The following is a 13,072-nucleotide window of genomic DNA, read 5'->3' as shown; positions in this document are numbered from 1 at the left end:
CGGTCAGGCGACGAGGCACAACCCGTCGTACCGACCGCCGAACCGTGCCGTCGGCGACGTACGGCCCCGGCCCGGCCGGCTCCGGGCCCCCCGCGCCAACTCGTCCTGGGCGAGGGAGAGCAGATCGGTCAGGCCGAGCCCGAGGGCCCGGGCCGCGGCCGCGAGGACCTCGGAGGACGCCTCCTTGCGGCCGCGCTCCAGCTCGGACAGATAGGGCATCGAGATGCGGGCCGCCTCCGCGACGTCCTTGAGCGTACGTTCCTGGGCGAGTCGCTCGCGCCGCAGGATCTCCCCGACGAGGTCGCGCCACAGGGGCTCCTTGGGCGCGGCCGTCCGCGGCGCCGGCCCCGGCTGCCGAGGAGTGCCGGGCGCTGTGCCCGTGCGAGACCGCGTGCCGGGCGCTGTGCCCGTGCGGGGCGGCGCGTCCTGCGGGCGGAGCGGGATGACGCGGGCATCGTTCGGCGGCTGAGGGCTCACCCGCTCAGCCTAGTGCTGCGACCGGAAAGGTTCACCGGGCGCGGCGGGAAGGGGGCGGTGTTCCGCTCTGGGTGAACCCCCGGCCGCCGAAGGGCGGAAGACCGTCGCGTCTCCCACGGGCGCCGCCGCGCGACCGATGTCACGTCATCAGGGCGACAACACTCACATGAGATGCCAACTCCGGGGTAGGCGCGCCCACACACGCATGGACAACGCCCAAGAGGCCGACGTCGCAGGGGCGCAAGAGTGAGTTTCGCGGGAGAGGCAGAGGTAATGGACACCGCCATGAGCTGGTCGACGGTCACCGACGACAGCGTCCGTACGCGGACTGGTGAGGGGCCCTTGCCGACCGTCACGAATCCGCAGGCCGTGGCTCCCCGTGACGCGCGGGAGCTGTCCCGGCAGTTCTTCCAGCGCCTGACCACGCTGGACGAGGGCACACACGCGTACCAGTACACGCGCAACACCCTCATCGAGATGAACATGTCACTGGTGCGGTTCGCGGCCGGACGGTTCCGGGGCCGCGGCGACGACATGGAGGACATCGTCCAGGTCGGCATGGTCGGCCTCATCAAGGCCATCGACCGGTTCGAGATCGCGCGGGAGGTGGAGTTCACCACCTTCGCGGTGCCCTACATCGTCGGTGAGATCAAGCGGTTCTTCCGCGACACCACATGGGCCGTCCATGTGCCGCGCCGTCTCCAGGAGTTGCGGGTGGAGCTGGCGAAGGCGCGCGAGGAGCTGTCCACCCGCCTGGACCGGGAGCCGGCCGTCACCGAGCTGGCCGCGCTGATGAACCTGTCCGAGGACGAGGTCATGGAGGCACGGATCGCGGCCAACGGCTACACCTCGTCGTCCCTGGACGCCACGCTGACCGGGAACGACCAGGACGGGGAGACGGTGCTCGCCGACTTCATCGGCGAGGAGGACGAGGGTCTGCGCCTCGTCGAGGACTTCCACACGCTCGCTCCCCTGGTGGCGAAGCTCAGCGAACGGGACCGCACGATCATCCATCTGCGCTTCGTGGAGGAGGCGACCCAGGCCGACATCGGCGCGCGGCTCGGCTGCTCGCAGATGCATGTCTCACGCCTCATCAAGGGCATCATCGAGCAGTTGCGCAGCGGCATGGTGGACGATGTGAACCGGGTCGACGCCGTCTGAGCGGCGGCCGCTCGGCGTCCGAGACGGTCCCGACACCCCATCAGAACCGGAATGCCCTTTGCGCCCGGAAGGCTCGTTCAGGTGCGTGCGCGGCGCCTCAGCGCGTCAGCCGCACGACCGCCCGTACGCGCTTGCCCACCGGCACCCGCTCGGCCGTGACCTGGGCCGCCAGCGCATGGACGATCTCCAGGCCGTGCCCGCCGACGCGCCCCGGGTCCTTGGGCCAGCGGTAGGGCAGTGCCGCACTGCTGTCGTAGACGGCCACCGTGACGGCGGTGTCGGTGCCCTCCAGCTCCAGGATGTACGGGCCGCGACTGTGCCGCTGCGCGTTGGTGACCAGCTCGCTGACCACCAGGAGCACGTCCCCGGCGGCGCGCCGGTCGACCGGGGCGCACCACTCGGACCTGAGCTGGTCGACGAACAGCTCTCCGAAGGCCCTGGCCTCGGCGATGGACCGCGGCTCCCCGGTGTAGTGCGCCGCCCGCCGCAGCGGCTCAACGGGCATGTCGAAGTCAGGAGGTATCACCGCTCCGTCCAGGTGCTCCATCATGCGGTTCTCTCTCGGAAAGCCTGATGCGTACGGCGCGGCGTCCCTGTCGGAGGAACACCGCACCAGTGCTGGTACCCAGCGATCCGTTCTCCAGTCCCCCCGGCGAACGGGTCCGAGGCACGGTGACGGACTGCGGGCGGTCCGTGACGGCGGGACCCTCACCAGGGACCCGTCACGGCGAGGTCGGCCTCCCTGCCGGGCGCGACACCGTACCGGTCGTGGCGACGGTACGCCGACAACCGACGGAACGCCGTCAGCCCCCGGCTCGGGGACCACGCGCTCGCGGTACGGGCGGACCTTAGTGCTGCGACCGGAAAGGTTCACCGGCTCGCGACGCTCCCCCAGCCTGGCGGCTGGGAGGTGCCCCCAGGCACGGCACCTCGCCGCGTTGTCGCATCACCCGAGTACATCCAGTACGCGGGCGATGCTCCGCCTTGCGATGCTCCCCCACTGCCTGAAAGGCGTGGGGGCACCCCCAGCACCGGACGCCGCGAGCTTCCGGCGAACCTTTCCGGCCACAGCACTAGCGAGGCCGACCCCGGTCGGCAGGCGGAGCGGGCCGGCGCTGCCTACCGTGGCAGCGTGAGCGCTCCGACCTCGTCCGACCGGCCCGCCGTCCGCACCGACGGCCCGCCGGTCGCCCCCCACGGCTGGTTCCAGGCCGCCTGGACGGTGCTGGCCGGACTCGTCGTCATGGGTGGGCTCGCCGCCCTCGGGTTGTGGGCGGCGGGCGGTACCGGCATCCCCGACAACGGCTTCCCCCGGGCGGTCGTGGCCGTGGTCGTCGTCGCGGTCGGCGGCAGCGTGCGGCTGGCGGGTGACGCGGGCCCGCTCGCCGGCACCCGGGCGGGGCTCACGGTGATGCCGCTGTCGGTGACGCTCGCGGGGGCGCTGGTGATCGCCGCGGGCTTTCTGCGTCCGCTGCGGCACCGGGCCGTCGCCGGGGCGCCCGAACTCGCGGGCTGGGCGGCCCGGATCGCGGCGCTGTGGCTGCCGGCACTGATCGGCCTGGCGCTGGCGGCCCGCCAGACCTTCCCGGTCCCGCTCGGCGGCGGGACGATCGGTGACATCGGGCAGTTGTTCGGCGTCTCTCCCCGGATCGGTTACACGACGGACGTGCCGCAGACCGCGGTGTTCGGACTCCTGTGGCTGGCGGGGGTGTTGGCCATCGCCCTGCTGGTCTCGCGCGGGGTCCCGCTCCCGGCCCGGTTGCTGCGCCGTCAGGAGTCGGTACGTCCCGCCGCGTACGCCGTGGTGGCCCTGCTCCTCGCGTACGTCGCCCTGGGCGTCGTCATCGCGCTGGTGGTGGCGGCGACGCGCGGGCACCCCGCGCAGACGCTCGCGGTGCTTCTGCTGGGTCTGCCCAATCTGGTGTGGCCGGTGCTCACCATCGGACTGGGCGCCACCTGGCACGGGCGGGTGGACGGACCGTTCGGGCTGCCCGTGCCGCACCTGCTCGACGAGGTGTTGCGCACGCCGGACGTCTCGACGCTCAATCTGCGCACGCTCGCCCAGCACGACGGCCGGGTGTGGTGGCTCGTGGTCGTGGACGCCGTGCTGATCCTCGCCGCCGCGTGCCTGATGGCGGCGCGCTCACCGGCGGGGACACCGCCGTGGCGGCACGCGGTGCGCATGGCCGTCGCGCTGGTGTCGGCGGTGCTGATGATCTGCCTGGTGTGCCGGGTCCGGGCCCACTACGGGCTGTCGCTCCTCGGCGTCGGCGATCTGGGCGGCGGCCTGTCCGGTGTGCTGTTCCTGACACCGCAGTGGTGGACGGCCCTGGGCCTGGCCGCGCTGTGGGGTCTCGCCGCCGGTTTCGTCGCCGGTTTCGTCGCCGGTCCGGCGGCCGGGCGTCTGCGCCGGCGGGCCGGCCGGCGGGGGGAGGCAGCCGGGCCGGTGCCGCGACGGAGCGCGGGTGCGCCGCCGGACAGCGGCTCCGCCGGCCCTCGGGACGACTGAGACCGGGGAGCGACTTTGGCCGTCCACCCCGGGGGGCGACCCATCGGCGCCGGGCCGTACCGGAGGCGGGCCGTGCCGGGCCGTCAGGCCGCCGGGGTGGAGAGCGCGGGGACGAGACGTTGCATCCGCAGGGCGTCCACGGACTCGGCGAGCAGTTCGTACTCGGTGGTGTCGTCGCTGATGGCGACGCGGACCAGCCGTCCGGCGGCCAGCTCGTCGGCGACCCGCTCCTGCTGACGGGTGTCGCCGCACCAGGCGCGCAGGACGCTCGGCACGTCGGGGACCGTGTCGGCGACGGGTGCGATGGAGTTCGGCGGGAAGCTGGGGTTGTCCGGATCCGGGTCGAGCCGCTCGGCGATCCAGGAGGCCCGGTCGCGCATCCACCACAGCGCGAGGGCGAGCGTGGGCGCACGATAGGTTCCCAGGGGCACACCGACCCGACGGCCGCCGCAGATACCGTATGCCGTGACATGGCACAGGAATTCGTCGTGCACGATCGTCCCCCAGTGCGGTGCTCGGTGCCGGGCTGGCCCGTGGTGCCTTGCATGCGCGCGCTGTGCACGGGGATGACGCGGCCGCGGCACATCCTCCGCTCCGGGATGGGGACCGCATCACCCTGTCACTCGAGTATCGCCACTCCTGACACTCTGTCACCATGCCATTTCAGCCAGTCTCCTGGCATATGCGCGGCTGCCGTTGGCCGAAAGGATGCGCCTCGGCCCACCGGGGAGAGGCACCCGCGTCGCCGAACCGCGCCCAGGGCGCCCTTACCCGAGAGGTAATCGACCCCGGCCGGGCACCCCGGCATGGTGGTGGTGTCGGCTTCACGACGGGGCATGGCGCCCCGGGGCCGGCGTCCGACCAGCACTGACGACCTCGATGGAGGCTGATCCGCCATGTCCGCAGACACCCACCGACACGAGTCCGCCGTCGCCCGCTACCTCGAGGCGTGGAACGCCCGGGACCCCCAGGCGCGGGCCAAGGCGGTCGCCGCCGCCTGGGGCCCGGACGGCACCTACGCCGATCCGCTGACCGATGTCAGCGGGCACGAGCAGATCGCGGCCGCGATCGCTGGAGCGCACGCGCAGTTCCCGGGGTTCTCCTTCCGGCTCCTCGGCACGGTCGACGGGCACCACGACATCGCCCGCTTCGCCTGGGAACTGGTGAGCGACGCGGACGGCTCGGCGCCCGTCGCCGGCTTCGACGTGATCGCCCTGGCCGACGACGGACGCATCCGCACGGTCCACGGGTTCCTCGACCGCGTCCCGGCGGGCGCGGCCTAGGAGAGCGGACCGGGCCGGCTCGGAGGCTGCTCACCGGCGCCCTCCGAGCCGGCCGGCGGCTCCCCGCCGGGCTCGGCCGGCGTGGCCTTCGCCTCCCCGGCCTTCGCCTTGAGACTCAGGACCAGTTCGTCCTCCGCGACATCGGCGACGACCGTGTCGCCCGGGTTGAGCGTGCCGTCGAGCAGCATGTTCGACAGCCGGTTGTCGAGTTCCGTCTGGAGGGTGCGGCGCAGGGGCCGGGCCCCGAACTCCGGCTGGTAGCCACGGTGAGCCAGCCACTCCTTGGCCGCGTCGCGGACTTCCAGTCGAACGCCCTGCGCGTGCAGCCGGCGCCGCGTGCCTTCGAGAAGCAGGTCGACGATCTGCACCAGGTCCTCGCGGCCCAGCGCGTGGAAAATGATCACTTCGTCGATCCGGTTGAGGAACTCCGGGCGGAAGTGCGCCTTGAGCTCCGCCATCAGATCGTCCCTGATCTCCTCGACGTCGCCCTGGTGGTCGAGGATGTGCTTGGAGGCGATGTTGCTGGTCATGATGACGACGGTGTTGCGGAAGTCGACCGTGCGCCCCTGGGCGTCGGTCAGCCGTCCGTCGTCGAGGACCTGCAGCAGCAGGTTGAAGATGTCCGGGTGGGCCTTCTCCACCTCGTCGAACAGCACGACGCTGTACGGTTTGCGGCGCACCGCCTCGGTGAGCTGACCGGCCTCCTCGTAGCCGACATAGCCGGGCGGGGAGCCGACGAGCCGGGAGACGGTGTGCTTCTCCTGGAACTCGCTCATGTCGAAGCGGACCATCCGGTCGGGGTCGCCGAAGAGCAGTTCCGCGAGCGCCTTGGCCAGCTCCGTCTTGCCGACGCCGGTGGGACCGAGGAAGAGGAAGCTGCCGGTGGGCCGGTCGGGGTCGCCCATACCGGCCCGGCCGCGCCGCACGGCCTGGGCCACGGCGGTGACCGCCTGGTCCTGGCCGATGACCCGCTCGTGCAGCAGCTCCTCCAGCTTCATGAGCCGCTCGCGCTCCGTCTCGGTCAGCTGGGAGACCGGTATGCCGGTGCGTGCGGAGAGCACCTCGGCGATGTCGTCGACGGTGACGAGGGGTGTCGTCGCCACGCCGCCGTCGCCGGCCTCCGAGAGCTGCTGTTCCAACTCGGCGATCCGGCGCTTGACTTCACTCGCGCGTTCGAAGTCCTCGGTGCTGACCGCCTCGTCCTTCTCCCGCCGCAGCCGGCCGAGGCGCTCCTCCAGCTCGGTGGTCTCGGTGGGGCCGCCCATGGAGCGCAGCTGGACCCTGGCTCCGGCCTGGTCCATGAGGTCGATGGCCTTGTCGGGCAGGAACCGGTCGCTGATGTAGCGGTCGGAGAGGGAGGCTGCGGCGTCCAACGCCTCGTCCATGTAGCGGACTTGGTGGTGGGCCTCGTAGGAGTCGCGCAGCCCGCGCAGGATCTCGATCGTCTCCTCGACCGTGGGTTCGGGCACCATCACCGGCTGGAAGCGACGTTCGAGCGCCGCGTCCTTCTCGATGCGCTTGCGGTACTCGTCGAGGGTCGTGGCCCCGACGACGCTCAGATCGCCGCGCGCCAGTGCCGGCTTGAGGATGTTGCCCGCGTCCATGGAGCCCTCGCCGGTGGCGCCCGCGCCGACGACCTGGTGCAGTTCGTCGATGAAGAGGATGATCCCCTTCTTGGCGCCGGTGACCTCGTCGATGACCTTCTTCAGCCGCTCCTCGAACTGGCCCCGGTACTGGGTGCCGGCGACGAGACCGGCCATGTCGAGGGCCACCACCCGGCGGTCCTTCAGCACCTTCGGCACCTCTCCGGCGACGATGCGCTGGGCCAGCCCCTCGACGATCGCCGTCTTGCCGACGCCCGGATCGCCGATGAGGACGGGGTTGTTCTTGGTGCGCCGGGAGAGGACCTCGATCGTCTGCTCGATCTCGACGGCCCGGCCGACCACGGGGTCGAGGCGGCCGCTGCGCGCCTCGTCGGTGAGGTCACGCCCGTACTCGTCCAGCGTCGGGGTGTCGGGGTGGCCGCCCGCGGCGCGCCTTTCCCGGGTGGCGCCGCTCAGCGCGCCCGGCGAGGCGCCCTCGGCCCTGAGGGTCTGCGCGAGCGGGGAGCGCGGGTCGTCCAGGAGCGCGCCGAGGATGTGCTCCGGGCCGATGTAGGAGGCGTCGGTCGCCTGGGACCGGGCGTGGGCCGCGAGCAGGGCGCGCTTGGCCGCCGGAGTGAGGGCGGGCTCCCCGTTGCCGGTCCCTGAGGGCAGTGACGCCTGGAGATCGGCGGCGAGCCGGTCCGGATCCACGCCCGCCTGCTGAAGGACCTGACGTGCGGACGGCACCTGGGTGGCGGCCCACAGCAGATGGACGGCGTCGAGATCGGACCTGTCCTGCGCCGCCCGGCCGCCGGCGGCGGCCAGCAGCTCGTGCGCGGACTCGCTGAGGAGGCGTCCGATGGGGACGCGTTGCACGGCAGGCGGAGAGGTCGACGGGCTCGTGCCGAAGAAGCGGTTGAAAAGATCGGAGAAGGGGTCGCCTGACCCGAAGGGTGAGATCGTCACGGTTGACCACCCGTCCGGCGGCGACACAGTCGTATCGCACGCCGTAGTCGAATTTGCCCTTACTCGCCCAGTCTTGGCCAGGTCACGCCGCGCCACAACCGAAGGACTGCCCGGCACACCGCGGTGGTTGGAGAGGGAGTGCGGGGGTATTCGGCCCTCGGGAAGGAGACCGGCGACACGGTGACCGTGCGGCTGCCGGAACGGCTGACCGCGCAGGCGCGCGGGTCAGGTAGCGTTCGGGCGCCACCCCCACGGTGCGTCTGAAGGCGTTGCTGGAGGCGCTCTGCGAGGTGTAGCCGACGGACCCGTGCTGGTCGCGGCCGACGGGGCGCGGGTGGTCGCGGTGTCCTCCCGGGGCATCTGCCTCTCCCCCGTCGCCTTCGAGGACCTGCACTTCGAGCACCGGCCCCATGAGCCCTTCGCCGCCTACGGTCAGTCGCGGACCACGAACGCCCTGTTCGCGGTCGAGCCGGACCGGCGCGGCCGGGCGGAGGGGTGCGGACCTTCGCCGTGCACCCCGGCGCCATCATCGACACCGGGCTCGCCGAGCACCTCGCCGACGACGTGATCCGGGCGGCCGGAGCCACGAACGACGAGGGCCGCCCCGTACGGGACCCCGCCCGGCAGCTCAAGCCCCTCGCGCAGGGGGCGGCCACCAGCGTCTGGTGCCCGACGGGCCCGCAGCTCGACGGCCTGGGCGGGGTCGCCTGCGAGAACTGCGACATCAGCCCGCTGGTGACCGAGGCGGACGAGGCCGCCTGGCGTGCCGAGGGGAGCTCCCCGGCGTGCTCCCCTACGCGGTCGCCCCGCAGGCGGCCGCCCGGCTCTGGGACGTCAGCGAGCGCCTTATCGCTTGATCACCTCGTCGATCCGCGCCAGCTCCTCCGCGTCGAAGTCCAGGTTGCGGATCGCCGCGACGCTGTCCTCCAGTTGCCGCGGGCTGCTCGCACCGACCAGGGCCGAGGTCACCCGGCCGCCGCGCAGCACCCAGGCCAGGGCCATCTGGGCCAGCGACTGGCCGCGGGACGTGGCGATGTCGTCGAGCGCGCGCAGCCGCCGCACCAGGTCCTCGGTGACCTCGTCGGCCTTGAGGAACGGGCTGTCGCTCGCGGCCCGGGAGTCCTCCGGGATCCCGTCGAGATAGCGGGCGGTCAGCAGACCCTGCTCCAGCGGCGAGTAGGCGATGGAGCCGGCCTGGAGTTCGTCGAGGGTGTCCAGGAGCCCGTCCTCGGGGCGGCGGTCGAGCATCGAGTAGCGCGGCTGGTGGATCAGCAGCGGGGTGCCCAGTTCGCGCAGGATGCGGGCGGCCTCGCGGGTCTGCTCCGGCGAGTAGTTGGAGACGCCGACGTAGAGCGCCTTGCCCTGCCGCACCGCCGTGTGCAGGGCGCCCATCGTCTCCTCGAGCGGGGTCTCGGGGTCGAAGCGGTGCGAGTAGAAGATGTCGACGTGGTCCAGGCCCATCCGCTCGAGGCTCTGGTCGAGCGAGGACAGCAGGTACTTGCGCGAGCCCCATTCGCCGTACGGCCCCGGCCACATGAGGTAGCCGGCCTTGGTGGAGATGACCAGCTCGTCGCGGTACGGGCCGAAGTCCGCCCGCAGGGCGTCGCCGAGAGCGGACTCGGCGGCACCGGGCGGGGGTCCGTAGTTGTTGGCCAGGTCGAAGTGCGTGATGCCGAGGTCGAAGGCCCGGCGCAGGATCTGCCGCTGGGTCTCCACCGGGCGGCCGGGGCCGAAGTTGTGCCACAGGCCGAGGGACAGCGCGGGCAGCTTCAGGCCGCTGCGTCCGGTGCGGCGGTAGGGCATGGCCTCGTAGCGGGAGGGATCTGCCGTGTACAACGTGCACTCCAGAGGGGCGTTAACTGACGACGCGGACCACTCTCGCCCGGCCACCCGGCAGCGGTCCAACAGAGGAATCGGATGGCATTCAGCGTCTACGCTTCTCAATCATGGAATTGCGCCATCTCCAGCACTTCGTCGCGGTCGCCGAGGACCGGCACTTCACGCGGGCAGCGGAACGGCTGATGGTGTCCCAGTCGGGGCTGTCGGCCTCGGTCCGCGCCCTGGAGCGCGAGTTGCAGGCCCCGCTGTTCGTGCGCACCACCCGCAGCGTCACCCTCACGGAGGCGGGCCGTGCCCTGTTGGCCGAGGCGGAGCGGATCCTGACGCAGGTGCGCGCGGCCCGCGAGGCGGTGGCGGCCGTGCAGGGCGTGCTGCGCGGCACGCTCTCGCTGGGCACCGAGCAGTGCATCGCCGGAGTGGACGTCGCCCGGCTGCTCGCCGCGTTCCGGCGACGCCACCCCGATGTGGAGATCCGGCTGCGGCAGGCGGGGTCGGGCGCCCTGGCCGAGGAGGTCGCGGCGGGCCGGCTGGACCTGGCGTTCGCGGTGCGCACCCAGGCGGACACCGATCAGCTGCGGTCCGTCCCGCTGACCAGTGAGCCGATGACCGTGCTGTGCCATCCCTCGCATCCGCTGGCGGAGGGCGGCCCGGTGACCCCCAAGGACCTGGGGGGCGAGGCGTTCGTCGACTTCCATCCCGACTGGGGACCGCGTCGCACCACGGACGCGGTGTTCGCGGAGGCGGGGGTCCAGCGGACCGTGACGCTGGAGGTCAACGACGTGCACAGTCTGCTGGAGCTGGTCCACGAGGGGCTCGGCGTCGCCGTCGTCCCGCGCCACTTCGGGCACAAGCGCGAGGCGTCCACCCTGGTCTCGCTCCCTGTCCGGGGCACCGCCCTGTACGAGACGGTCGCGATGCTGCCCGCGCACGACGCCAGCAGCCCGGCGGCCCGGGCGCTGATGAGCCTGCTCGCGGCGGACGCGTCGGAACCGTCTCCGGCCGCCTGACCGGCGCCCTGTGCGGGTTCGCCGCACGCCCGCGGGCTGGATGCGCGAAAGTGGACCCATGCATGCGAAGGACATCCTCATCGACGCGTACGGCCGCATCCGGGAAGAGGTCCATGCGGCCGTCGACGGTCTGGGCCCGGACGACCTCAACACCCGGCCCACGGCGGAGACCAACTCCATCGCCTGGCTGATCTGGCACCTCACCCGAGTCCAGGACGACCACGTGGCCGACGCCTTCGGCCTCGACCAGGTATGGCTGTCACAGGGCTGGGAGAAGCGCTTCGGGCTCGATCTGCCGCGCCGCGACACCGGATACGGCCACAGCCCGGCGAAGGTCGCCAAGGTCCGGGTCGACTCGAGCGACCTGCTGACCGGGTACTACGACGCCGTGCACGAGCAGACCCGCACGGCCCTGCGGCAACTGGCCGCCACGGACCTGGAGCGCATCGTGGACGAGCGCTGGGATCCGCCGGTCAGCCTGGGCGTACGGCTGGTCAGCGTCCTGTCCGACGATCTGCAGCACGTCGGACAGGCCGCCTACGTGGCAGGGCTGCTTCAGAGCGCGGCCTCGTAGCCGGGCAGGACCACATCCCGGATGAGGGCATTGCGCTCGTCGAACGGGATGAACGCGCTCTTGAGGGCGTTCACCGTGACCGCGCGCAGGTCCTCGACGCCCCAGCCCGCCTCCTCGACCAGCAGGGACATCTCGCGGGTCATCGACGTACCCGAGACCAGACGGTTGTCGGTGTTGAGGGTGACCCGGAAGCCCAGGTCCTTCAGAGCGGTGATCGGGTGCTCGGCGATCGAGGTGGCGGCGCCGGTCTGCAGATTGGACGTCGGGCACATCTCCAGCGCGACACGGCGGTCCCGCACCCAGCTCGCGAGGCGGCCGAGCTTGCCGTCGACGATGTCCTCGGTGATGCGCACGCCGTGGCCGATGCGCTGGGCGCCGCACACCTGGAGGGCCTGGTGGATGCTGGGCAGACCGTACGCCTCACCGGCGTGGATGGTGAACGGGACACTCTCGCCGCGCAGATACTCGAACGCGGCCAGGTGATCGGCGGGCGGGAAACCGTCCTCGGCACCGGCGATGTCGAACCCGACGACTCCGGCGTCACGGAAGGCCACCGCGAGCTCGGCGATCTCCCGGGTGCGGTCGAACATGCGCATGCCGCACAGCAGGGTGCCGACCCGTACCGGGGTGCCCGCGGCCGCGGCTTTCGCCATGCCCACGGCGAGCCCTTCCTGCACGGTCTCGACGACCTCGGACAGGGTGAGGCCGCCCTTGAGCATCAGCTCGGGGGCGTAGCGCACCTCGCCGTAGACGACGCCGTCCTCGGCGAGGTCGAGCACATACTCCTCGGCGGTGCGCAGCAGGCCCTCGCGGGTCTGCATCACGGCGAGGGTGTGCTCGAAGGTGGCTATGTAGCGCACCAGGTCACCGGAGTTGGCGGCCTCGACGTACCAGTCGGCGAGGGCCGCCGGGTCGGTGGTGGGCAGGGTGTGGCCGACCGTCTCCGCGAGTTCCACGAGCGTGGCCGGGCGCAGACCGCCGTCGAGGTGGTCGTGCAGCACGGCCTTGGGGAGGCGGCGAAGGGTGGCGGCGTCGATGCGCGGGGCGGTCATGTGCGGTGGTTCCTCGGCAGGTTGTTCGCGGAATCAGGGGGTCACTCGGCGGGCTGGAGCAGGTCCCAGCGGTTGCCGTACAGATCCTGGAAGACGGCGACCGCGCCATACGGTTCGTGCCGCGGCTCCTCCAGGAAGGTCACGCCGGCGGCGGTCATCCGGGCGTGGTCGCGGGCGAAGTCGTCCGTGTGCAGGAAGAAGCCCACGCGCCCGCCGGTCTGGTCGCCGACCCGGCCGCGCTGCGCGTCGTCCTTGGCCCGGGCGAGGAGCAGGCCGGTGCCGTGGTCCGCGGCGCCGGGCTCGACGACGACCCACCGGGAGCCGTCGGGCCGCGGCTCGTCGGCCGCGAGGTGGAACCCCAGGGCCTCGGTGTAGAAACGGATCGCCTCGTCGTAGTCGTCGACGACAAGGGTGACCAGGGCAACGCGTCTCATCGGGCCTTCCGGAGGGGTGCGACGTTATACGTAACACGTAGCGTACGGCATCCCGTCAAGTGGCTTGGCGCGGGCAACGGGCCGATCACCGGTCGCACCCGCGCCCTCGGACCGAAGGGGGACGGCGGGGCGCGATGCCGGTGCCCCGCTCCCGGCGGGACCGGAACGCTCGGCGGCCGGGGGCCAC

At 72.2% G+C, this 13,072-nt stretch carries 13 protein-coding genes; 6 read left to right on the top strand and 7 right to left on the bottom strand.

What is annotated here, in order from left to right; genetic code table 11:
- Positions 1 to 3 precede the first annotated feature (3 nt).
- On the bottom strand, positions 4 to 477 hold the full coding sequence (locus tag ACWD5Q_RS05610) for a helix-turn-helix domain-containing protein (RefSeq protein WP_451425722.1): 474 nt from the start codon (positions 475 to 477) through the stop codon (positions 4 to 6).
- Positions 478 to 750: 273 nt separating this feature from the next.
- Here ACWD5Q_RS05610 and ACWD5Q_RS05605 point away from each other — a divergent pair, with 273 nt between their 5' ends.
- On the top strand, positions 751 to 1,638 hold the full coding sequence (locus ACWD5Q_RS05605) for an RNA polymerase sigma factor SigF (protein WP_451425721.1): 888 nt from the start codon (positions 751 to 753) through the stop codon (positions 1,636 to 1,638).
- A 97-nt stretch (positions 1,639 to 1,735) separates the two neighbouring features.
- Here ACWD5Q_RS05605 and ACWD5Q_RS05600 read toward each other — a convergent pair whose 3' ends face one another.
- Positions 1,736 to 2,188, bottom strand: a complete 453-nt coding sequence (locus tag ACWD5Q_RS05600; RefSeq protein ID WP_451425720.1) for an ATP-binding protein — start codon at positions 2,186 to 2,188, stop codon at positions 1,736 to 1,738.
- Positions 2,189 to 2,770: 582 nt separating this feature from the next.
- On the opposite strand from ACWD5Q_RS05600, the gene ACWD5Q_RS05595 reads away from it, so the two are divergent.
- On the top strand, positions 2,771 to 4,147 hold the full coding sequence (locus tag ACWD5Q_RS05595; protein WP_451425719.1) for a streptophobe family protein: 1,377 nt from the start codon (positions 2,771 to 2,773) through the stop codon (positions 4,145 to 4,147).
- 83 nt (positions 4,148 to 4,230) lie between these two features.
- Here ACWD5Q_RS05595 and ACWD5Q_RS05590 read toward each other — a convergent pair whose 3' ends face one another.
- Positions 4,231 to 4,641 (bottom strand): hypothetical protein, encoded by a 411-nt coding sequence (locus ACWD5Q_RS05590; protein ID WP_451425718.1) that lies wholly within the window; start codon positions 4,639 to 4,641, stop codon positions 4,231 to 4,233.
- Positions 4,642 to 5,043: 402 nt separating this feature from the next.
- On the opposite strand from ACWD5Q_RS05590, the gene ACWD5Q_RS05585 reads away from it, so the two are divergent.
- The gene (locus ACWD5Q_RS05585; protein ID WP_451425717.1) at positions 5,044 to 5,430 is read left to right on the top strand and encodes a nuclear transport factor 2 family protein; all 387 of its coding nucleotides are present in this window, start codon (positions 5,044 to 5,046) and stop codon (positions 5,428 to 5,430) included.
- Here ACWD5Q_RS05585 and ACWD5Q_RS05580 read toward each other — a convergent pair.
- A complete protein-coding gene (locus ACWD5Q_RS05580; protein WP_451425716.1) occupies positions 5,427 to 7,979 on the bottom strand; it encodes an ATP-dependent Clp protease ATP-binding subunit in 2,553 nt (850 codons plus the stop codon). The genes ACWD5Q_RS05585 and ACWD5Q_RS05580 overlap by 4 nt on opposite strands.
- A 307-nt stretch (positions 7,980 to 8,286) precedes the next feature.
- On the opposite strand from ACWD5Q_RS05580, the gene ACWD5Q_RS05575 reads away from it, so the two are divergent.
- Positions 8,287 to 8,547, top strand: coding sequence for a hypothetical protein (locus ACWD5Q_RS05575; protein WP_451425715.1), 261 nt, complete (start codon positions 8,287 to 8,289; stop codon positions 8,545 to 8,547).
- A 278-nt stretch (positions 8,548 to 8,825) separates the two neighbouring features.
- On the opposite strand, the gene mgrA is transcribed toward ACWD5Q_RS05575, so the two are convergent.
- The gene (gene mgrA, locus ACWD5Q_RS05570; RefSeq protein ID WP_451425714.1) at positions 8,826 to 9,815 is read right to left on the bottom strand and encodes an L-glyceraldehyde 3-phosphate reductase; all 990 of its coding nucleotides are present in this window, start codon (positions 9,813 to 9,815) and stop codon (positions 8,826 to 8,828) included.
- A 110-nt stretch (positions 9,816 to 9,925) separates the two neighbouring features.
- On the opposite strand from mgrA, the gene ACWD5Q_RS05565 reads away from it, so the two are divergent.
- Entirely contained in the window at positions 9,926 to 10,825 is a 900-nt protein-coding gene (locus ACWD5Q_RS05565) for a LysR family transcriptional regulator (RefSeq protein ID WP_451425713.1), read from the top strand.
- A 58-nt stretch (positions 10,826 to 10,883) separates the two neighbouring features.
- Positions 10,884 to 11,399: a mycothiol transferase gene (locus ACWD5Q_RS05560; protein ID WP_451425712.1), complete on the top strand. Its 516-nt coding sequence runs from the start codon at positions 10,884 to 10,886 to the stop codon at positions 11,397 to 11,399.
- Here ACWD5Q_RS05560 and ACWD5Q_RS05555 read toward each other — a convergent pair.
- Positions 11,381 to 12,451 (bottom strand): adenosine deaminase, encoded by a 1,071-nt coding sequence (locus ACWD5Q_RS05555; RefSeq protein WP_451425711.1) that lies wholly within the window; start codon positions 12,449 to 12,451, stop codon positions 11,381 to 11,383. The genes ACWD5Q_RS05560 and ACWD5Q_RS05555 overlap by 19 nt on opposite strands.
- Before the next feature lie 41 nt (positions 12,452 to 12,492).
- The gene (locus ACWD5Q_RS05550; RefSeq protein WP_451425710.1) at positions 12,493 to 12,885 is read right to left on the bottom strand and encodes a VOC family protein; all 393 of its coding nucleotides are present in this window, start codon (positions 12,883 to 12,885) and stop codon (positions 12,493 to 12,495) included.
- Between the last annotated feature and the right edge of the window lie 187 nt (positions 12,886 to 13,072).

This window comes from Streptomyces sp. NPDC002513 (assembly GCF_053595355.1).
This window is presented reverse-complemented; position numbering and strand designations above follow the sequence as displayed.

Coding starts and splice junctions, on each gene's coding strand:
- ACWD5Q_RS05585 (WP_451425717.1), top strand. CDS start 5,044: ATGTCCGCAGACACCCACCGACACGAGTCCGCCGTCGCCCGCTACCTC.
- ACWD5Q_RS05605 (WP_451425721.1), top strand. CDS start 751: ATGGACACCGCCATGAGCTGGTCGACGGTCACCGACGACAGCGTCCGT.
- ACWD5Q_RS05560 (WP_451425712.1), top strand. CDS start 10,884: ATGCATGCGAAGGACATCCTCATCGACGCGTACGGCCGCATCCGGGAA.
- ACWD5Q_RS05565 (WP_451425713.1), top strand. CDS start 9,926: ATGGAATTGCGCCATCTCCAGCACTTCGTCGCGGTCGCCGAGGACCGG.
- ACWD5Q_RS05600 (WP_451425720.1), bottom strand. CDS start 2,188: ATGATGGAGCACCTGGACGGAGCGGTGATACCTCCTGACTTCGACATG.
- ACWD5Q_RS05550 (WP_451425710.1), bottom strand. CDS start 12,885: ATGAGACGCGTTGCCCTGGTCACCCTTGTCGTCGACGACTACGACGAG.
- ACWD5Q_RS05555 (WP_451425711.1), bottom strand. CDS start 12,451: ATGACCGCCCCGCGCATCGACGCCGCCACCCTTCGCCGCCTCCCCAAG.